The sequence below is a fragment of the Enterococcus canis NBRC 100695 genome (genome assembly GCF_001544375.1).
Classification (GTDB): domain Bacteria; phylum Bacillota; class Bacilli; order Lactobacillales; family Enterococcaceae; genus Enterococcus_H; species Enterococcus_H canis.
In genome coordinates this window covers 423,221-442,425 of the sequence record NZ_BCQJ01000001.1, presented here as the reverse complement: position 1 = coordinate 442,425, position 19,205 = coordinate 423,221, and the positions used below count along the sequence as shown (strand labels likewise).

Annotated in this window: 21 protein-coding genes; 16 read left to right on the top strand and 5 right to left on the bottom strand. The window is 41.6% G+C overall.

What is annotated here, in order from left to right; all coding sequences use genetic code 11:
• Positions 1-58: 58 nt before the first annotated feature.
• From ECA01S_RS02240 to ECA01S_RS14295, 13 genes are all read left to right on the top strand, one after another.
• Positions 59-406, top strand: coding sequence for an SdpI family protein (locus ECA01S_RS02240; RefSeq protein WP_067390413.1), 348 nt, complete (start codon positions 59-61; stop codon positions 404-406).
• On the top strand, positions 387-1,103 hold the full coding sequence (locus ECA01S_RS02235) for a winged helix-turn-helix domain-containing protein (RefSeq protein ID WP_067390410.1): 717 nt from the start codon (positions 387-389) through the stop codon (positions 1,101-1,103). Before ECA01S_RS02240 ends, ECA01S_RS02235 begins: the two co-directional genes overlap by 20 nt.
• Positions 1,103-2,563 (top strand): ATP-binding protein, encoded by a 1,461-nt coding sequence (locus ECA01S_RS02230; protein ID WP_067390407.1) that lies wholly within the window; start codon positions 1,103-1,105, stop codon positions 2,561-2,563. The genes ECA01S_RS02235 and ECA01S_RS02230 overlap by 1 nt, the downstream gene beginning before the upstream one ends.
• Before the next feature lie 237 nt (positions 2,564-2,800).
• On the top strand, positions 2,801-3,214 hold the full coding sequence (locus ECA01S_RS02225; RefSeq protein ID WP_067390405.1) for a YjdF family protein: 414 nt from the start codon (positions 2,801-2,803) through the stop codon (positions 3,212-3,214).
• A gap of 166 nt (positions 3,215-3,380) precedes the next feature.
• The gene (locus ECA01S_RS02220) at positions 3,381-4,049 is read left to right on the top strand and encodes a DNA alkylation repair protein (RefSeq protein WP_067390402.1); all 669 of its coding nucleotides are present in this window, start codon (positions 3,381-3,383) and stop codon (positions 4,047-4,049) included.
• A gap of 21 nt (positions 4,050-4,070) precedes the next feature.
• Positions 4,071-4,817, top strand: a complete 747-nt coding sequence (locus ECA01S_RS02215) for a MerR family transcriptional regulator (RefSeq protein ID WP_211271999.1) — start codon at positions 4,071-4,073, stop codon at positions 4,815-4,817.
• 84 nt (positions 4,818-4,901) lie between these two features.
• A complete protein-coding gene (locus ECA01S_RS02210) occupies positions 4,902-6,140 on the top strand; it encodes an MFS transporter (protein ID WP_067390398.1) in 1,239 nt (412 codons plus the stop codon).
• A 282-nt stretch (positions 6,141-6,422) separates the two neighbouring features.
• On the top strand, positions 6,423-6,983 hold the full coding sequence (locus ECA01S_RS02205; RefSeq protein ID WP_067390395.1) for a YdeI/OmpD-associated family protein: 561 nt from the start codon (positions 6,423-6,425) through the stop codon (positions 6,981-6,983).
• A gap of 120 nt (positions 6,984-7,103) precedes the next feature.
• Positions 7,104-7,514 carry a hypothetical protein gene (locus tag ECA01S_RS02200; RefSeq protein WP_067390392.1) on the top strand — a complete coding sequence of 137 codons (411 nt, stop codon included), beginning with the start codon at positions 7,104-7,106 and terminating at the stop codon, positions 7,512-7,514.
• Positions 7,515-7,788: 274 nt separating this feature from the next.
• Positions 7,789-8,331, top strand: coding sequence for a helix-turn-helix domain-containing protein (locus tag ECA01S_RS02195; RefSeq protein ID WP_067390390.1), 543 nt, complete (start codon positions 7,789-7,791; stop codon positions 8,329-8,331).
• 29 nt (positions 8,332-8,360) lie between these two features.
• Complete coding sequence (locus ECA01S_RS14525) at positions 8,361-8,498, top strand: hypothetical protein (RefSeq protein WP_245631187.1); 138 nt, start codon at positions 8,361-8,363, stop codon at positions 8,496-8,498.
• A complete protein-coding gene (locus tag ECA01S_RS02190; protein ID WP_245631186.1) occupies positions 8,495-9,160 on the top strand; it encodes a class I SAM-dependent methyltransferase in 666 nt (221 codons plus the stop codon). Before ECA01S_RS14525 ends, ECA01S_RS02190 begins: the two co-directional genes overlap by 4 nt.
• 150 nt (positions 9,161-9,310) lie before the next feature.
• On the top strand, positions 9,311-9,451 hold the full coding sequence (locus tag ECA01S_RS14295) for a hypothetical protein (RefSeq protein WP_169792745.1): 141 nt from the start codon (positions 9,311-9,313) through the stop codon (positions 9,449-9,451).
• A gap of 113 nt (positions 9,452-9,564) precedes the next feature.
• On the opposite strand, the gene ECA01S_RS02185 is transcribed toward ECA01S_RS14295, so the two are convergent.
• The 3 genes from ECA01S_RS02185 to ECA01S_RS02175 form a co-directional block, all read right to left on the bottom strand.
• Positions 9,565-10,086: a hypothetical protein gene (locus tag ECA01S_RS02185; protein WP_067390387.1), complete on the bottom strand. Its 522-nt coding sequence runs from the start codon at positions 10,084-10,086 to the stop codon at positions 9,565-9,567.
• 2 nt (positions 10,087-10,088) lie between these two features.
• A complete protein-coding gene (locus ECA01S_RS02180; RefSeq protein ID WP_067390384.1) occupies positions 10,089-10,823 on the bottom strand; it encodes an FtsX-like permease family protein in 735 nt (244 codons plus the stop codon).
• A 97-nt stretch (positions 10,824-10,920) separates the two neighbouring features.
• Positions 10,921-13,020 carry an LTA synthase family protein gene (locus ECA01S_RS02175; protein ID WP_067390381.1) on the bottom strand — a complete coding sequence of 700 codons (2,100 nt, stop codon included), beginning with the start codon at positions 13,018-13,020 and terminating at the stop codon, positions 10,921-10,923.
• Between the two features lie 246 nt (positions 13,021-13,266).
• On the opposite strand from ECA01S_RS02175, the gene ECA01S_RS02170 reads away from it, so the two are divergent.
• Positions 13,267-14,430, top strand: coding sequence for a class I SAM-dependent rRNA methyltransferase (locus ECA01S_RS02170; RefSeq protein ID WP_067390378.1), 1,164 nt, complete (start codon positions 13,267-13,269; stop codon positions 14,428-14,430).
• A gap of 15 nt (positions 14,431-14,445) precedes the next feature.
• Positions 14,446-15,168, top strand: a complete 723-nt coding sequence (aroD, locus tag ECA01S_RS02165) for a type I 3-dehydroquinate dehydratase (protein ID WP_169792744.1) — start codon at positions 14,446-14,448, stop codon at positions 15,166-15,168.
• 128 nt (positions 15,169-15,296) lie between these two features.
• Here the strand turns inward: aroD and ECA01S_RS02160 are convergent, their stop codons facing one another.
• The gene (locus ECA01S_RS02160) at positions 15,297-16,334 is read right to left on the bottom strand and encodes a tagatose 1,6-diphosphate aldolase (RefSeq protein WP_067390372.1); all 1,038 of its coding nucleotides are present in this window, start codon (positions 16,332-16,334) and stop codon (positions 15,297-15,299) included.
• A gap of 71 nt (positions 16,335-16,405) precedes the next feature.
• A complete protein-coding gene (locus ECA01S_RS02155; RefSeq protein ID WP_067390369.1) occupies positions 16,406-17,671 on the bottom strand; it encodes a BaiN/RdsA family NAD(P)/FAD-dependent oxidoreductase in 1,266 nt (421 codons plus the stop codon).
• A gap of 152 nt (positions 17,672-17,823) precedes the next feature.
• Here ECA01S_RS02155 and gdhA point away from each other — a divergent pair, with 152 nt between their 5' ends.
• Positions 17,824-19,173 (top strand): NADP-specific glutamate dehydrogenase, encoded by a 1,350-nt coding sequence (gdhA, locus tag ECA01S_RS02150; RefSeq protein WP_067390366.1) that lies wholly within the window; start codon positions 17,824-17,826, stop codon positions 19,171-19,173.
• The last annotated feature ends 32 nt before the right edge of the window (positions 19,174-19,205 follow it).

Genomic DNA, 19,205 nt, shown 5'->3' with positions numbered 1-19,205 from the left:
GAATTGATTGGAGCAATGGGGGTTTTAGAGTATACTAAGGGGGAAGGGGCGAAGAATAATGGTGTTTTTTTATACAGGGATAGTATTGGCAGCAGTGGGACTCGTGTTTACACTGTTTCCCTCTAAAAAGGTCAATCTAATTTACGGCTACCGCTCATATTATGCGGAAAAAAATGATGAAAATTGGCACTATGCTCAAAAAATCAGCGGTCGAATGTTTTTGCTGATGGGGCTTTTGATGACGGGTATCGGCTATTGGCTGAAAGCTACCGGTCACACGAATTTCTTTTTGATTGAGATGTTATTACTCGTATTTCCCATAATTCCGATTTTTTATGTCACGGAGAAAAAAGTCCGGGCATTCGATAAAGCAAGAGGTGAAGATGATGAATATTTTAATGATTGAAGACAATGAATCCGTATCTGAAATGATGCAAATGTTCTTTCTAAATGAAGGATGGGATGCCACTTTCGCTTATGATGGCAAAGAAGGATTGGATATTTTTCTAACGAATCCGGATAAATGGGACATGGTAACCCTGGATCTTAATTTGCCAACAATGGATGGCATGGCCGTCTGCCGCGAGATGCGTAAGGTATCGACAACCGTACCAATTATCATGCTAACTGCACGGGACTCAGAAAGTGATCAAGTCATTGGTCTGGAATTAGGAGCAGATGACTATGTAACGAAACCCTTCAGTCCATTGACCTTGATTGCCCGTATGAAAGCTCTCCATCGCCGGGCGGAAATCAGTGACAAGCAAGTGGATCACCAAGCTAGCGATGCCGATTTTGACGTAGTGACGGATCACTTCAAAATGAATACGAAAACACGGGAAGCCTATTTGGATGGCAAACAAATTGAAGGACTGACACCGAAAGAATTCGATTTGTTGCATACTTTAGCGAATAAACCACGACAAGTCTTCTCACGGGAGCAGCTGCTAGAACTCGTTTGGGATTACCAGTACTTTGGTGATGAACGGACTGTGGATGCACATATTAAAAAATTGCGCCAAAAAATCGAAAAAGTCGGGCCACAAGTTATTCAAACCGTTTGGGGCGTAGGGTATAAGTTTGATGATTCCGGTGTTGCCTAATGAAATATTTGTATCAACAGCTGTTGGCATTTTGGGTCGTGATCATTACTATTGTGTTAATCGTGGGGGTTTCCTTTACACAGCTGAACCGTTCTAGTCTGGAAAAGAGTAACTATCAGCAGCTGTTAGGGTATGCGGAGGCGATTCGCCGCAACACGCAGAACTTGTCAGAATATTTGCCGCAGCTTTCGCAAGATCAGCAATTTACCTATGCTTTACAGACGACGGAACAATTATTGGGGAATCAAGCGGTCAATTTGTTCTTTGTGGACAAGGATCAAAAAGTAGCGTATCCAAATGTTACGCTGACCTTTGATCAAATGAACATTACTAAGACGCAATGGGAAGCATTGAAAAACGGGGAGCAACAGACTTATACTTCTTCTGAAAACTTTTTAAAGCAGAAGGAAACGACTTCGTTTGTAATCGTCCCTTATTTTCTCTTATCCTCAAAACAAGAGGCGACTAGTGAATTTTATGGTGCGTTAGTAGTCAGTCAACCCGCATCGAATATTGATGAAAGCTTGCGCCCAATGACCTCTAATTTGTTAAAGAGCTTTCTAATTTCCAGCGTGATTGCCGTAGTAATTAGCTACTTTTATGCGCAATTTCAAGTTCGGCGAATTAACCGCATTCGGCAAGCTACAAATCAGATTGCTAAGGGGAATTTTGATGTCCACATTGAGGTACAAGATCGCGACGAATTTGATGATTTGGCGGAAGATTTCAATAAAATGGCGGTTTCTTTAAAGGAATCTCAAGAGGAAATTGAGCGACAGGAGGAGCGGAGGCGCCAGTTTATGGCCGATGCCTCTCATGAAATGCGCACGCCTTTGACTACTATCAATGGATTGCTGGAGGGGTTAAGCTACCATGCGATTCCTGAAGACCAGCAAGATCACGCTATTCATTTGATGCAAACCGAAACCTCGCGCTTGATTCGTTTGGTCAATGAAAACCTCGATTATGAAAAGATTCGGACCAATCAAATTTCCATGATTATCAAAAAATTCAATGGAACCAAAGCCTTGACGGAAGTATTGGAACGCTTGCGGGGTAAGGCGGATGCCGCAGGGGATCAATTGATTTTAGAAACGGCAGAACCTGTTGAAGTTTTTGCTGACTATGATCGCTTTATTCAAATCATGACCAACCTGGTTCAAAATGCAATTCAGTTTACTGAAAACGGCACAATCCACGTAAAAATTGAAAAAGGCTATTTGGAAACAATTGTCACCGTCGCTGATAGCGGCATTGGCATGAGCAAAGAACAAGTTACGAATATTTGGGATCGGTATTATAAAGCTGACCCATCCCGGAAAAATACTAAAGGTGAGTCGGGACTGGGACTCGCTATCGTACAACAATTAGTTAAATTGCATAAAGGAAAAATCTCAGTTACTAGTGAGTTGGGAGAAGGCACGACCTTTACCTTAACTTTTCCTGATGTCGAATTATAAGCAGTCAGGCCTCACGAATTTCAATTTGTGAGGCTTTTTTACGTACCAATGGAATTTGGCCCACTTTAAAAAGATTTAAAAATGCAACGAACTAGTCAGTAATTTGACGATGCAAAAGTTATCTCCTACAATGAAGGTGCATAAAAACACGTCTCGGTTGGTAGTCCGAGAGCGCAAACGCGTCAGTAACCTTCCCTCCAGGTCGTCCATTGCAATCTTTGAAAAGGAGGGGTCATCATGAAATTAACAATTTTCTTTGATGGCAGCTTTTGGTGCGGATTGGTAGAGGATGATGAAGACGGGAAAATAAAAGTGCTAAAACACATTTTTGGTCCCGAACCCAAAGATACGGAAGTACTTACCTTTGTAAACACACAACTTTTGGCCGAAATGGCGGAAGTTCCTAGTATTTCAATGGCGAGTAAACAAGTAAATGAGCATCGTATCAATCCTAAGCGGTTGCAGCGCCTAGTGAATAAAGAGAAAAATCAACCAATTTATGCCACTAAAGCGCAGGTAGCGATGCAAAAATCCATCGAAATCAAAAGAATGCAACGCAAAGAGGCATCAAAGGCACAAAAACAGGAAGAAGCTCAACGTCGCTTTCAATTGAAGCAAGAAAAAAGACTGCAAAAGAGAAAAGGACATTGAGTCAGATACTGTGCTTTAACCGGTCGCCTAAAAGGTGATCGGTTATTGTAAATTATAAGGATAATACAGCGTTTTCATATGGGGGAAATGCCTTATAGTGGCATATTCGTGTTTGGATGCGCAAAGCCTTTCTTATCAAAAAAGTAGTTTTCAAGAGGAGAATTTTATGTCGCGATTAATTTTTGAAGCTAACCCTAGCCAAGCCGTTCCCATGTCGAAATACATGAAAGACCAATTTCCTTTTTTGGGTATTCCAAAACCTATTCGAGCTCAACTTGCAAAAGAACTCATGAAAGAAAGTCGAGGCTGGACAGGGGCCAAATTGCGGGAGGAAGTTTTTCATTATTATCAACAGAGTGAGCGAGAATACCAATATTTAGCAATTGATTTGTTTAATAAAAATGTTTTGCGCTTAGAGCTATCTGAGTTGAAAAGCTATCTGCCCTTGGTAGCAAAGAAAGAATGGTGGGATAGTATTGATGCTTGGCGTAAAGGATTTAACGACTATGTCAAAGCTTACCCTGATAAGCTACCTGAAGTCTTTAATTGGTTTTTTCAAGCTGAAGATTTTTGGTTCAGAAGGATTAGTATCAATCTTCAACTGCAAAGTAAAGCAGCGACAAATTTGGCATTATTGGAGCAAGCTATCTTAAATGACCGAACGACTGCTGAATTTTTCATCCAAAAAGCGATTGGCTGGTCATTACGAGAGTATAGTAAAACAGATCCATTCTATGTGACGGATTTTATTGCCAAAAATGATTTAAGCAAGCTGGCTACTAGAGAAGGTAGCAAATATCTAAAAAAGATCAAGGAGAATCAAGCTGAAAGCTAGTGACTTTGTGGGAGGAGGTTCATGATGTCAATAAATACTTATCGAACGGCCGAGGTGGCGGCAGCTATTGGCGTACATCCTAATACGATTCGCTTTTATGAGGAGCAGGGACTGTTACCGTCAATTCCGCGTCTGGCAAACGGTTATCGTGTTTTTGGTGAGACGCATCTCTTACAAGTAAAGCTAATTCGACTTGCTTTTCAGGCAGAAATTCTCAGTAGTAATTTGCGGAAAAGCGCTATTGATATTGTAAAAACAGCAGCTAATGGTAACTTTTCTCATGCCATAGAAAAAACCGAGAATTATCAAACACAAATTAAGGAGGAAATTCAAAAAGCACTAGAGGCGATAACCTTAACAGAAGCGATTCTAGCTGATCCACATAAAGCAGATACTGTCTTTGAGGGCGATACAATAAGCAGAAGGGAAGCGGCGATTCAAATTGGTGTGAGTATAGATGTCCTGCGGGATTGGGAACGTAATGGCTTGATTGAAATTCCCCGCAAAGGAAATCGAAGAAAGTATGGCGTAGTAGAGTTGGACCGATTGAAAATTATTGCTGTTTTACGCCATGCAAACTACTCACAAATGGCTATCCGGCGTATGCTTACACAATTAGAGCAGGGTAACATCAATTTGCGCGCCGTCATTGACACGCCAGAGGAAAATGAAGACATCATCTCTGTTGCGGACCGTTACCTAACGTCGCTTACTTTAGCATTAGCGGATACGAAAAAAATGTTAGTCATTTTACGTGAATTACGCTAAAAAGAAAGCAACCCTCCAGTATACCACCACCTTATTTTTTGATGTTAACCTAGTGTTACACGAAAAATAAGGGAGGCATTCTCAATGAAAAAACAAGCAAGCACGCTGACAAATCCAGCGTGGCAAAAAAATACAGTGCTATTTATTAGTAGTCAGGCAATTACGCTGTTTGGTTCCTCCATTGTTCAAATGGCGATTATTTGGCAAGTTGCACTGGACACATCCTCGGGTCTCTGGATTACGCTACTCTCTTTAAGCGGAACCTTGCCGCAGTTGATTGTTTCTTTCTTCGGTGGTGTCTTGGCAGATCGCTATGCGAGGAAAAAGCTGATTATTTTAGCCGATAGTTTCATTGCGGTCGTTACGTTTATGCTAGCAATGGCCATTTTAATTGGCAGAACAGCTGATCTATTACCTTGGCTTTTAGTCGTATCCATGCTGCGCTCGCTTGGATCAGGTATTCAAACACCCGCGGTCAGTGCTGTAATTCCACAAATCGTGCCGGAAGAACATTTAATACGCTATAACGGAATTAATAGCAGTATGTTAGCTATTGTCCAGTTTGCCGCACCGGCCGTAGCTGGCGCTATTTTATATTTGGCGCCCTTCTATGTGATTTTGTTACTAGATGTACTGACAGCCATAATAGGTCTACTGATTTTGTTGTTTGTCGTTATTCCTTATAAAAAACTGGAACCATCAAAGGAAAAAGTTAGTTTCTTTAGCGATATGAAAAGTGGCGTGAGCTATGCGGCAAAGAACAGTTTAGTGAGGCAGACACTGTTAGCGTTTGGTACCTTCATTTTTCTCTGTACACCATCTGGTTTTCTTTCTGTTTTAATGATTGAACGCATTTTTGGTGATAGTTATATGTATTTAAGTGTCAATGAAATGGCGGGATTTGCTGGTATGGTGGTTGGCGGACTGATACTGGGTATGTGGGGCGGCTTTAAAACGCGACAAAAGACAATGGCCTTAGGCTTAATTTGTTATGGCCTATTTTCAGTGATGTTGGGTTTTGTAGATAAATTTTGGCTATTTGCTGCCTTAATGTTTATGATCAGCTTTTTTATTCCCATAGTGCAGTCTTCCGCCACAACATTGTTGCAAGAAAATGTGCCCGAGGACAAACTTGGGCGAGTCTTTAGTCTATTTGGCATTATGTACAATGGGTTTATGCCACTGGGAATGGCATTTTTTGGACCACTAGCAGATAAGGTGGAGATTCAATTTCTCGTAATCTTTTGTGGTATAGCGATACTTGTACTTGGATTCAGGCTATTATTCAATCTAAGTGTTAGAGGAAAAGCAACGTTGAAATGAAACTGTGAGCGTATGATAGTACTTTTAACTATGAATAGGAATTGAATTTGATGTCATTAATAGCGGGAAAACGCCTTTGTTTTTTTATTTACGAACAAGCTAAAAGGCGCTTTCTCGCTATTTTTACGTAGAGAGCTTTACTTAACAAGTTGCATAAAGACGTGCGACAAATAAGTTACGGGTAAAGTAGGCTCTCACTACCGTTAAGAAGCTTTCCTCAGGTATAATTTATATATAGATTGTTTCCAATTTATTATACGAAAAGGGAATGTGGGTGACGATATGGACGGGGAATTGACGTTTTCTCAGCGTGAAGACTTTCGACAGTGGTTGGTTGAAAATTGTGAAACAGGTGAGGGTGTTTGGCTACTATTTGGCAAAAAGGGCGGTCCTAAGACACTAAAAGCGTCAGAAGCTTTGGAAGAGGCACTTTGTTATGGCTGGATTGATGGGCAGATGAAAAAAATCAGTGAAACAACCTACAAAAAATATTTTAGCCAACGCAGAAAAAATAGCAAATGGTCTGAAAAGAATAAAAAACTGGTTCAAAGATTGGAAGAACGGGCCCTGATGACGGATTTTGGACGCCAAAAAATTTCTGAAGCAAAAGAAAATGGGCAATGGGATCTTGAACAGGAGGCGGAGATAACAGCAGAACAAGTAGTAGCACTTACTGAAACTCTAATTAAATATGAGCCGGCTTATACAAATTTTTGTAAGATGTCACCCTCGGTAAAAAAAACATACGCTCGTGCTTACTTTGATGCGAAAACAACAAAAGGACAACAAAGTCGCCTTACATGGATGGTAAACCGACTAAATAGGAATTTAAAGCCAATGTAGCGGAGTATAGGCTTCATTTTTTTAAAGTTGTATGATGGCAGAACTATTCAAAATGAAGTCCCACCTCTATAGCGGTAAAATTGAGAGTTTAAGTAATAGTTTGAAAAAGGAGCGAAAAGAATGAAACGTTTGTTGATTTTTGATTTAGTCATGGCAATTTTTGGTGCATTTGGTGCTAGTGCTGCTTTAATTCCCGGAGGAGCCGAAAGCATGGGCGTAAGCACCGATTTATTGGTTCATGCTCCTTTTAAAACGTTTCTTATCCCAGGAATCTTTTTACTGGTAGTGATCTTTGGTGGGAATGTAATCAGTAGCATTTTGCTTGGGAAGAAACGAAGCATAGGCGCTTATTTATCTGCTTTTATGGGGGGGATTACCGGAATATGGATTATAGCGCAGTGGCTATTAATGGCAGCTGTTTTTCCAATTCAGCTTGTTTTTATGTTGATCAGTGTCGTGCAGGTGGCGCTAGCGATTTGGTTGATTCAAAAGTACAAGTTGCCAGTCCCCTTTTCTGCGCATCAGCAATGAACAGTGCGTGATTTATGAGATACACCTATTAGTACGCAAATATTCCAAAGTCTTGTGGCTATTTTTTTCAGACTTATCGAGGATTACAGCTTAAATGCAAATTACGATAAGTAGAAAAGAGGGGTAACTCACTGATTTATTTTTTTGATTATTAACCGGTTAAAACCTTGCTACCAATAGGTTGCTACGAATAAGTTACAGCAAAATCATGAGAAGTTCTTTACTTGATAAATTGATTGCGGTTACAGTGGAATTGGAAGGAGGGACAGTGCAGATGACGTCTGTTGGAGCAAATATTAAATACTATCGCCAGCTACATCGCTTGAGTCAGAATGACTTGGCTAATGAATTGCATATCAGCCGCCAAACTATTTCAAAGTGGGAACGTGGTGTCAGCCAACCTACGATTGAGTATTTGTTAGGACTGTCTGAATTCTTCCAAGTTACGATTGATACGTTGATCAAAGCTGAGACAGAACCAATCAAAGAGGAGGAAACACTCATGAAAAAAGCAGTATTTCTTGTTAGTAGCTATACCCCATCTGGTAATACTGAATGGGGGCAAGAAGCAAAAGATTATGGTACAAGAGATTTTCTTGCCAATCTTAGCAAAATGTATCCCATGTATGAATGGCGGGCGGCTAAACCGATTGAGCTTGAAGCCATTTTGAATCAGGAAAAAATTGGCATGATTATGCTGGCACCAACAGTTACACCACGAATAAAGGAAATCGAAGCACAATACCCTGGAGAAATTAAGGTTATTACCTCTGGAGAGTATGCCAAGATTTCCATGAATTTCATTTTGAAGAAGTAGCGTTTCAAGTTATAAATAAGGAGATGAAAATGGATTATATTGAGGGGAATAGACTAGCTTGGGAAGAGGCCTTTGAACATCGTCATAAAAATTGGGGCGAGGATAATTATCGACGCATACTGACGGAAGAGTTGCCTTTTTTGACGAAAATGTCGCCAAAGAATTGAAAAAAATTGATTTTAAAGGAAAAACGATTGCACAGTTTTGCTGCAATAATGGTCGAGAGCTGCTATCTTTAATGTCACTAGGCGCAAGGCGCGGCGTTGGTTTTGATATTGCGGAGAACATTTTAGAACAGGCCAAAGTGACTGCTGCAAAAGCGAACATTGTTAACTGCGACTTTGTTGCCGAAAATATTTTAGATATCCCCGATTCCTACCATCAACAGTTTGATTTCATTTTCTTTACTATTGGGGCAATCACCTGGTTTCAGGATTTAGAGGCTCTTTTTGCAAAAGTTGCGGCATGTTTAAAAGCTGACGGCGTGATGCTTCTGCACGACTTCCATCCTTTTATGAATATGCTACCTTTGCCAGGTGAAGAAGATTTTGATGGTAAAAATCTGAATCGAGTAAGCTATTCCTATTTTAGGACAGAGCCTTGGATTGAAGATGAAGGCATGAGCTATATGTCTGAAACTTATGCCTCTAAAGAATTTACTAGTTTTTCCCATACGATGGCGAATATTGTGACTAGCATTGTTCAAAATAACCTGAAAATAACGAAATTGAAGGAATTTGACTACGATATTGGTTTGACAGATGTCTATGATAAACGCGGATTCTCGTTATCCTTCTTACTCATTTCACGGAAAGGCGGAATACATTAGATTTGAAGGTTGGAGAGTACTCATGGGGCGGAAGTAAAGAACCCGATAAAAAGGCGAGTACCAAAAAAATTTCATAACAGTAGATTTGATTGCTCCCAGCATAGTATCGAGGTAAACTAACTATAACGATTAGTTACTCAGATTAGGATAATGGAGGCGTCAATTATGATGAATTTTTATATGGGCTTTAGCTTGCTTCTTTATGTATTAGTCCCATTTGCTTTGTATTGGATTATTCGTTTAGCAGTACGACATGGTATTAAGGATGCATGGCGTGATAAAGAATTCTAAGACTATCAAGGAAAGACACCAAGATTCAATGGCTCAAATGTTTTGAACTAGTCAAATAAGACCAAACAAAAACCTTCAGGAGAAACGAAAGATCATTTCTCTTGAAGGTTTTTTTAAGCAACTAATAGTTGATCAATATAGTGGCTTTCGCGAATCCGTTGATCGCTAGTTAATAGGACAAAACGCAGATCATAGTTTTGACTCAGTTGTTTCAGTAATGGTAAAAATTCCTGACGTTCGCGGATTGTTAGACTTTCGAAAATATCGTCTAGGATGATTTGTTTCTTTGAGAGCAATAAGGATTTTAGTAATTGGATCTTGAGTCGTTCCAGCATTGAAAGCTCGTCTAACGGGAGCTGTAAGATTGCTAGCGGCAACTCAAGTTCAGTAAAGACGTCGGCTAATTCTGTTTTTAACTGCTTTTCCTTTAAGCCAGTGGCTAGTAAAAGAATGTCTTTAACAGGAACATGCATGACGAGCGGGATGCTATTTGAAATAAAGATGCGTTCATCTTCACTTTTTTGATTGATCAGTAGTTGAATATCCTGGCGAATAGCAGCAGGTTCTTCCAAGACTGCTGTAATTTTGTGGGTGGACCAGAGTGTTTCAACAGATTGTTTTTGAAAATAGGCCATAATCAGTAACCTCCATTTTTAAGACGACGACAATAAACGAATGCAACGAGTGAACTGACAGGGACAAGAATCATCAAGTGAAAGACGATTGCTTTTCCTAGAGTTTCTAGCAAAGTAGCACTATCTAGGCTGTGATTCACTTGAAAGAAACTATGTAAATCAAAGGGTAAGAGCCCTTCGCTGGTGAGGGAGTGGCTCTCAATGACCAACGTACTAGGAAAGTTACCTAGCATGGTTTGGATATGGTTATTGCCCCATGACAAGAGCAAATTGTAAGTACCTTGAGCAAACAAAATGAGTAAAAGCGAGATCAGAATAGCAGCACCCAGCGGTAATGCTAGCTGTAAAAAAATGATTTTGACAATAGTCTTAGTCGAAAGTCCAAAGAAATACCAGCCTAATAATTCACTTTTTCTAGTACGTAGCCAAAAGAGAAATAGCACGAAGAAGAAAAAGCCGCATCCCAGTAATACGAGATTAAAGCTGGTAGCGTAAAAGTTTTCCAGACGGTTCGTAACGGTAAGGGCTTGATGCAAAGAGCTACTTTGGGCTTCCGGTTCTACTTGCTGGATCAAGCGCCATTTCGTTTGTAGGGCAGACTGATCCTTGGCGGTTAATTGGTTCAAGTTGATGAAAGAACAAGAGAGGAACAAGCTCATGATAAAAAAGCCCAGCCAAAGGAGGGAGCTTGTTTTATGTTGTTTGATACTTGCTACTGCTAAACGTAAGCCGCTCATTCTTTTTCACCTCTCATTGATTGTAGTCGAGGAATATGAAAGAACTATGAAGAAGTATCAAAAAAGAGGCGAACTCAATGGTTCGCCTCTGCAAAGTTTACTTGTGTAATTCTTTATAAGTTTCTGTTTTGTACTTATCAGTTGTTGATTTGTCACCATTTTCGCTATATACGCTGGTAGAATCTTTGCCTTTTTCCTTTTCAATCGCTTCTAACTGTGCAAGCTGATCTTTATAGGAATAGGTATCAGGATCGACTGGCTTCAAGCCACTATCATTGTAGAAACGGAGCAGGTCACCATTGGTAATGCTATCAGAGACTTTCAATTGTTCGGCTACTTTAGCCCGCAATTCCTCGATCTCTTTTGTTTGTTCAGTGGTCGGCATGGAAATAATGCGACCAGTTTTTGATTCATACACGCTAGTACCAATTACGGTATACTTCGGAGTTACAAAATCACCATTCCGGAAGGCAACGACTTGTTCATTTTCTTTCGAGAACAAATCTTGTCCTAACTGGATGTAATTCTTAGTGTCAACACCTAATAGGTGAAGTAGGGTAGGTAAGGCATCTACTTGGCCACCATAGGTATGATTGATTCCGCCATTATGTTGACCAGGGACATGAATCATGTAAGGGACACGTTGCATAGACGCGTTATCGTAATCGTTCCAAGCACTCTTGTCTTTGCCGACTAATTCAGCTAGGTCAGGATTCCGTGAGTTAGAAACACCGTAGTGATCTCCGTAAAGCACAATCACAGAATTTTCATAAAGTCCGCTAGCTTTTAGATAGTCAAAGAATTCTTTAACAGCTGTGTCTAAATAGTTGGCTGTGGCAAAGTAACCGTTGATGGTTTCATCGCTTGTTTGCGCCATTGGGAAACCAGCTTCATCATTGGTAAATTGTGAGTATGGATAGTGATTTGAGACTGCAATAAACTTGGTATAGAACGGTTGTTGTAAGTGTTCTAAATATTGTACGGACTGATTGAAAAATGGTTTATCATGCAAGCCGTATTGGAAGCTATTGTCTTCATTGACATCGTAGTAGCTGGCATCAAAGAAGTAATCATAGCCAAAACGTTTGTAGGTTTCATTCCGGTTCCAGAAAGTACCGGCGTTACCATGGAAGACAGCGCTAGTGTAGCCAGCTTCTTGATCAAGAATGGCAGGGGCTGCTTCAAAGGTATTTTTACCACCTAGCTGCGTGAATAGTGGTCCTTGATCCAATCCGAAGAATGAATTTTCAAATAGTGTTTCCGCATCACTGGTTTTGCCAGCTTTCACTTGGTGGAAGAAATTATCAAAGGAGAACGTTTGATTATCATGGAACAAGCTATTGATAAATGGTGTTACTTCGTGTTCTTCACCATTTTCATCTTTTAATTTATAGTCAATCAGGAATTGTTGGAAGCTTTCCAAATGGATATAAATCACGTTACGGTTCTTGGCTAGGCCAAACATTTGATCATTAGGTGCTGCGTAATGGTCTTTGACATAGTTTTCAACTTCAACTAAGTTGGTTGGACTAGCTTGGGCCCGAATTTGGTTGGTTTGATAAGTCAAAACACCGTCATAGACGGTAAAAGCGTTCAAACCAAGATATTTCACAATATAGTCACGTGAGAAAGTCCGAGATAATAATTCAGGACGATCGGCTTCGGCTAAAAACAAGTTTGCCGAGAAAAGCATCACTGCTAAAGAAGAAACCGCAATAGCCATACGTGCCCGTACTGGACGGGTGTCCATTTTAATACGTTTGGTGATTAGCATGAAAGCTAGTGCAATAATATCTACGATAAAGACTAGGTCGTATGGACGGAACAGGCGTAAGGCGCTTTCACCAAGCCCACTCGCAACTTTACCAGAGCTTAACATGGTATTGATAGTGATAAAGTCAGTAAATTCACGGTAGTAAACGACGTTGGCGAACAACAGCAGGGTCACTAGACTGTAGATGACCATGGTGGTGATGTAGGCCGCCTTGGTGCGCCGCACGTAAAGGGCGATCGATAGTAAAAAGATCGTCGTCGCGATCGGATTGATAAGTAGAATGAAGTACTGCATAGGGCTTTCAATCCCTAGATTAAATTCAAATAAATAGGCAAAAATTGTTTTGGCCCAAATCAGGACAGTAACTAAGCCAAAGAAGCCTAAACGTGTATTGAGCCATTTTGGCACATGTACCTTTTTCAATGGAACCTTCCTCTCTGTGTTTCAGATTTGTAAGTAAACAAAAATGGTGCAAACCATCTGTTGCACACTTTCATACAATTTTACCGCGTCACTGTTGCACTGTCAATTTATAGGAGGGTTATTTTCAATGATGTTAACCTTTTCTTACATTTTTTCTGAAAAACAGACGGTTAGACAGTAGGACAAGGGTCGTAGCCACGGATTTTTGTGGTATAGTGAGGGAAGAAAATTTGAAGGAGTTTGATTATGCAAACGGTTGAGATCAAGAGCCAATTGGCAAAACGTATCTTAAAGGGTTACCCGCTGATCCACAAAGAAGATCTGACAGGTAAACCAGCAGTGACGTCATGGGTACGCTTAACCCATCAAGGAAAATTTTTAGCTGTCGGCTATTTGGCCCCGCAAAATAAAGGAGCTGGCTGGGTCGTTTCTTTTCAAGATCAAGTACCCGATCATTCATTTTTGACGGCTTTGTTTACTGAAGCGGCGTCAAAACGGTCAGCTTATTTTTCTGACGAAACCACTACAGCTTTTCGCTTATTTAACGGTGAAGGCGATGGCTTAGGTGGTGTGACAGTGGATTATTATGAAAACTTTGTAGTGGTTTCCTGGTATAACGAAGGGATTTATCAGTTAAAAGAAGCGGTCTTGAAGGCTTTGAAAGCCGCGTGCCCATTTATTAAGGGAATCTATGAAAAGCATCGTTTTGAAACAACTTTGCCTGAAAGTCGCTTTGTCGAGGGAGAAGTGGCACCAGAACCGTTAATCGTCAAAGAAAACGGGGTCCAGTATGCAACTTATCTCGATGATGGATTAATGACGGGGATTTTCTTGGATCAAAAAGAAGTTCGGGGCCGTTTGGCCGAAGGCATGGCTGCAGGCAAATCAGTACTAAACCTATTTAGTTACACAGGCGCCTTTTCAGTAGCCGCAGCGATTGGCGGAGCAGAGGCGACCACCAGTGTTGACTTGGCGAAACGGAGTCTGCCAAAAACGCAAGAGCAATTCATGGTAAATGGCTTGCCGTTAGAACAGCAAAAAATCATTGTGATGGATGTGTTCGAGTATTTTAAATATGCAAAGCGGAAAGAACTATCCTATGATGTGATTGTTTTAGATCCACCGAGCTTTGCCCGTAACAAAAAGCGCGTCTTTAGCGTAGCGAAAAACTATGGGGATCTAGTGGAGGCTTCTTTAGATATTTTGACAGCGGGTGGCACCTTGATTGCTTCCACCAATGCGGCTAATATCAATATGACCAAATACCAACAAATGGTGGAGGACTCGCTGACTGCTAAAGGCGCTGACTACCACTTAGAAGAAGTCTTCCGCCTGCCAGGCGATTTTGCTGTTTGGCCGGGTTTTGCTGAGGGCAATTACTTAAAGGTATTAGTTTACACCATCAACTAGAAGAGAGGGATACTGGTGAAAATCGGGGAGGTTCATTTAGGAACTACGACGCGTCTAATCGTCCCATTAGTTGGTAAGAATCAAGCGGAACTTTTGCGGGAAGCCAAGCTGGCTCAGCAAAGTGCTGCCGACTTAGTGGAGTGGCGTTTAGATCATCTGGCAACAGTTCTTGGGCTAGCGCAGACCGTAGCGATAGGCCGCCAACTGCGAAGTCAGTGCACTAAACCACTGATTGCGACTTTCCGCACATTGGCAGAAGGTGGCGAGCAAGCCATTTCTGCAGAGGACTATGTGGCTTTGTATAGAGGGTTGCTGGATGAGGGGCTCTGTGAAGCGCTGGACGTAGAAGGACATTGGCCAGATGAGGTAAAAAGCACGCTACGCAAACTAGCGCATCAACATGGGGTACCTATCATTTGTAGTGCCCATCATTTTCAAGAAACACCAGCCATCGCTGTGCTACAAGAGACGCTCCGAACGTTAGCGGCAAGTGGTGATATCGGGAAGCTTGCCGTCATGCCAAAAACGCCTCAAGACGTCTTAGATTTATTAACAGGTACCTTGACAGTATCTGCAGAAACCAAACAACCACTGATTACGATGGCAATGGGGGATTTGGGCATGATCAGTCGTATCGCAGGGGCAAACTTTGGTTCAGTGGCGACTTTTGGCTCATTAGCCGTCGCCTCAGCGCCAGGTCAAATCCCTATTGAAACTCTGGCAACACTCATAAAATAAAAAGAAGAATCTGGGATATAACTTTTTGAGTTATGTCCCAGATTCTTTATATCCTAATAAACGGTGGAAGCAGAAGCAATTCCTTCTTATTTCTCGGAGTTAGACGCTTCTGTCCCAACATCGCTTCTTTAATCGGTCATTACGTCAATATCGAAAACTTCGATATTCTCTAAGCCACCATAGGCTTCATACCATGGTGTTGCGTAGTCTTTCAAGATTTGATTCAACTCTTCAACGTTTTCTTTTCCTTGAGTATCTAACCACTCGATCAAGGCTTCTTTGCCATTTTTACCGTACACCTCAACGCCATCACGCCAAGTTGCCCGACCACCAAGAATACCGCTGTATTTGGCTCCGCTCTTACCAGCGAAAATCAATTCTTCGCGGAAAATATCAGCTGGCACACCAGCACTTAGATAGATGAAAGGTCGTGTTGCTGCATCACTGGCTTCTTTAAAATAGTCTGCCGCTTCTGCCTGAGTGTAAACAACTGGGTCTGTGTCTTTATTGTAGCCTTCCACATATTTAAAGAGCACCGGTACTTCGACTTTTAAGACATCAATATGGTATTTTTCCTTAGTTAACTCTTTGATGGTTTCAATCACTTTGCGTGGTTTGATCTTCGCAAATTCTGGTGAGTGATCATCCGTGATTTTGTCATCATATACGATGGGTTCAACAAAAACAGGAATATCAGCAGCCAAGGCTTCTGTGCCTAAGCGTTCTAAGAAAGCATGCTTGATGTCGAGAATTTCTTGTGGTTCATCCGGATTATAATAGACCAAAACCTTAGCGGCATCCGCACCTTTAGCTAAAAGTCGGTCCAAAGATTCGTTAGGTAATAATTCTGGTAGACGGCCAGGTGTAGAGACATCGTAGCCCGTTTTTTCATAAGACATAATCAAACCGGCATTAGGATTTTTTGCGGCCATCCCTTTAAAACCATATTGTTCATCTAACAAGATTCCGCTGACATATTTCGTCAACTCTTGTGAGACCAATTCCTTGAATTCGTAAATATGATCCACCAAGTTTTCTTCTCCGCTGGCCTCTGCCATCATTTTCTTCATCGACCCGCGTTGGTCAATGGCTAAGGCAGCGATGACACCTTGGTCATTGGAGAGTTGTTGCATTTTTTCAAATTTGCCCCGTGACATTCGTTTCATGTTAATGACCTCCTAGATTGTTGTTACATTTATCATACGCCTCAATCTAAAAGGGGACAAACGAAAAGGTTCTAAGCAAGTTCGCTAGGCAAGAAAGTATAACTAGCGGTTTCGGCAGCGTGTTGACCGGCAACGTGTCCCGTAGCAAAGGCCGCCGTAATATTGTAGCCGCCGGTATAGCCATTGACATCCAGAACTTCGCCAGCAAAAAAGAGACCTGGCAAAAGCTTACTTTCCATTGTTTTTGGCACGATTTCTTTCAGAGAAACGCCTCCGCCAGTTACAAAAGATTTTTCTAGTGGGAAGGTTTTATAGACGGAAAATTGAAAACTCTTCAGCAAGCCGGCAAACCGGTTAATGGCGTCTTTATTGAGCTGATCCACGGGTGTTTCGGGATTAATCTCGGCTTTTTCCAAGAAGAATAGCAGCAAGCGTTCTTGTAACAGTGTTCGCCAAGCATTTTTAGCAGTTTTCTTTGAGGGGACACTTAACTCGGCAACTAGCGAGTCCAGAGAGCGTTCTGGAAATTGATCCAACGCCATGGTCACTTCTGGCTGCTTTTCTAACAGTTGATTAACAAAGGCGGAACAACGTAGAGCAGCAGGACCAGATACCCCAAAGTGCGTAAAGAGCAGATCCATTGTGTGTTGCACCACTACGCGTTTTCCGTCTAAGACTGATAATTGGACGTCCCGCAAGGAAATTCCTTGCAAAGTTCGCTCTAAAATAAAGTCTTCATTGGAGACCAGTGGCGATTCTGTTGGGTAAAGAGGTGTGACGGTATGACCAGCTTGCTTCGCAAAACGATAGCCGTCACCTGTTGAGCCGGTGGCGGGATAAGTCCGTCCGCCAGTTGTGATAATCACACAGGGGGCATAAAGTTTTTCTGTTTCGGTACGGACACCCAACAATTGTTCTTTAATTAGTAATTTAACTACTTTTTCTTTCTGATGGAAGTCTACGCCTAAGGCTAGGCACTTGGCCATCAGTGTATCGACAATAGTTTTTGATTTATCCGTTACAGGAAACATGCGACCGTGGTCTTCTTCCTTCAAGGAAACACCGTTTTCCTCAAAAAAGGCCATAATATCTAAATTGTTGAATTGATGAAAGGTACTGTATAAAAACTTGCCATTGCCAGGAATATGGCGGATCAAGTCTTCAACGGGACGATTATTGGTCACATTACAACGGCCACCACCGGTTAACAGCAGTTTTTTGCCGACACGTTTATTCTTATCAATCAATAGGACACGGGCTCCGTTTTCTGCACTGCTAATCGCAGCCATCAAGCCGGCAGTCCCAGCGCCAATCACGATTACATCATAATTTCTCATGGTATTCCTCCGTTCATGGGCAAAGTATATCACAAAGCGATTGTCGATTTGGCAAGAAAAATACCTGACAGCTTAAAAAAATTAACGGAAAGAATAGGCAAGGGGAAAAGGTTACGGTAAAATGAGAATAGTTCTAACGAAGGAGTGAAGTTATGACAACAGCAAAAGAGTATATCCAACAAATACGTGATGAAGTGCATCGTCTAGACGCTGGTCAAAGCGAGTACTTGCAAGCAGTGGACGAATTTTTACCGACTGTTGAAGCATTCATGGAAGAACACCCTGACTACATTGAACAAAATATTTTAGGCCAACTAATGGAACCTGAACGGATTATTCAGTTTCGTGTTCCCTGGCAAGACGACGAAGGCAATTGGCGTGTCAATCGCGGCTTCCGGATTCAATACAATTCGGCTTTAGGCCCTTATAAAGGCGGTTTGCGCTTCCATCCAAGTGTCAATCTTAGCGTCTTGAAATTTTTAGCCTTTGAACAAATCTTTAAAAATAGTTTGACGGATCTTCCCATCGGTGGCGGAAAAGGCGGCAGTGATTTCGATCCGAAAGGCAAGAGCGACGCGGAGGTGATGCGTTTCTGTCAAAGCTTTATGTTGGAATTATCCAAACATATCGGACCTAATACCGACGTACCTGCTGGTGACATTGGTGTTGGTGCTCGCGAAATTGGTTATTTATACGGAGCTTATAAACGTCTAAAACAATATGATGCTGGCGTCTTGACTGGTAAACCACTAGGCTTTTGGGGTAGCCAAACACGGACCGAGGCTACGGGGTATGGGCTTGTCTATTTCGTAAAACATTTATTAAAAGACCAAGAAGACGACTTCAAAGAGAAAAAGGTTGTGGTCTCTGGTAGTGGGAATGTGGCCATCTATGCGATTCAAAAAGCACAAGAACTAGGTGCGACCGTGCTGACTTGTTCAGACTCTAACGGTTACGTATATGATTCAGAGGGCATCGATTTAGAATTAGTGCGAGATTTGAAGGAGCGCAACCGCGAACGAATCAGCCGTTACGTCGAAAAACGTCCCAATGCCACCTATGTTGAAGGTGAATCTGTTTGGGCCTTCGCCGAAGATTATGATATTGCCTTACCATGCGCAACGCAAAATGAGATTGATGAAAAAGCTGCACAACAAATGATTAAGCAAGGAGTCAAAATTGTTGGAGAAGGGGCTAATATGCCTTGTACCCTAGAAGCGGCTCATGCTTTCATTGAGGCAGAAGTTGCCTACTGTCCTGGGAAAGCAGCTAATGCTGGAGGCGTAGCTGTTTCAGCGCTAGAAATGAGTCAAAACGCGGAACGCTTAGTTTGGGATTTTGATAAAGTTGATAGCATGCTGGACGATATTATGGCGAATATCTACACAAACTGCCGTGATACAGCAGAAGCTTATGGCAAAAAAGGAAACTTAATGCTAGGTGCCAATATTGCTGGGTTCAAAAAGGTCGCTGTTGCGATGATGGCCCAAGGATTGGTATAAAGAAAAGAGAAACATATGCTATTGCTTGAAAT

What these genes read in the sequence shown, in the direction of transcription:
- ECA01S_RS02170 (WP_067390378.1), top strand. Translation starts at nt 13,267, where the DNA reads ATGCAAACGGTTGAGATCAAGAGCCAATTGGCAAAACGTATCTTAAAG.
- ECA01S_RS02235 (WP_067390410.1), top strand. Translation starts at nt 387, where the DNA reads ATGAATATTTTAATGATTGAAGACAATGAATCCGTATCTGAAATGATG.
- ECA01S_RS02195 (WP_067390390.1), top strand. Translation starts at nt 7,789, where the DNA reads ATGACGTCTGTTGGAGCAAATATTAAATACTATCGCCAGCTACATCGC.
- ECA01S_RS02215 (WP_211271999.1), top strand. Translation starts at nt 4,071, where the DNA reads ATGATGTCAATAAATACTTATCGAACGGCCGAGGTGGCGGCAGCTATT.
- ECA01S_RS02230 (WP_067390407.1), top strand. Translation starts at nt 1,103, where the DNA reads ATGAAATATTTGTATCAACAGCTGTTGGCATTTTGGGTCGTGATCATT.
- ECA01S_RS02200 (WP_067390392.1), top strand. Translation starts at nt 7,104, where the DNA reads ATGAAACGTTTGTTGATTTTTGATTTAGTCATGGCAATTTTTGGTGCA.
- ECA01S_RS02205 (WP_067390395.1), top strand. Translation starts at nt 6,423, where the DNA reads ATGGACGGGGAATTGACGTTTTCTCAGCGTGAAGACTTTCGACAGTGG.
- ECA01S_RS02210 (WP_067390398.1), top strand. Translation starts at nt 4,902, where the DNA reads ATGAAAAAACAAGCAAGCACGCTGACAAATCCAGCGTGGCAAAAAAAT.
- ECA01S_RS02240 (WP_067390413.1), top strand. Translation starts at nt 59, where the DNA reads ATGGTGTTTTTTTATACAGGGATAGTATTGGCAGCAGTGGGACTCGTG.
- ECA01S_RS14525 (WP_245631187.1), top strand. Translation starts at nt 8,361, where the DNA reads ATGGATTATATTGAGGGGAATAGACTAGCTTGGGAAGAGGCCTTTGAA.
- ECA01S_RS14295 (WP_169792745.1), top strand. Translation starts at nt 9,311, where the DNA reads ATGGAGGCGTCAATTATGATGAATTTTTATATGGGCTTTAGCTTGCTT.
- ECA01S_RS02185 (WP_067390387.1), bottom strand. Translation starts at nt 10,086, where the DNA reads ATGGCCTATTTTCAAAAACAATCTGTTGAAACACTCTGGTCCACCCAC.
- ECA01S_RS02160 (WP_067390372.1), bottom strand. Translation starts at nt 16,334, where the DNA reads ATGAAACGAATGTCACGGGGCAAATTTGAAAAAATGCAACAACTCTCC.
- ECA01S_RS02155 (WP_067390369.1), bottom strand. Translation starts at nt 17,671, where the DNA reads ATGAGAAATTATGATGTAATCGTGATTGGCGCTGGGACTGCCGGCTTG.
- ECA01S_RS02180 (WP_067390384.1), bottom strand. Translation starts at nt 10,823, where the DNA reads ATGAGCGGCTTACGTTTAGCAGTAGCAAGTATCAAACAACATAAAACA.
- gdhA (WP_067390366.1), top strand. Translation starts at nt 17,824, where the DNA reads ATGACAACAGCAAAAGAGTATATCCAACAAATACGTGATGAAGTGCAT.
- ECA01S_RS02220 (WP_067390402.1), top strand. Translation starts at nt 3,381, where the DNA reads ATGTCGCGATTAATTTTTGAAGCTAACCCTAGCCAAGCCGTTCCCATG.
- ECA01S_RS02225 (WP_067390405.1), top strand. Translation starts at nt 2,801, where the DNA reads ATGAAATTAACAATTTTCTTTGATGGCAGCTTTTGGTGCGGATTGGTA.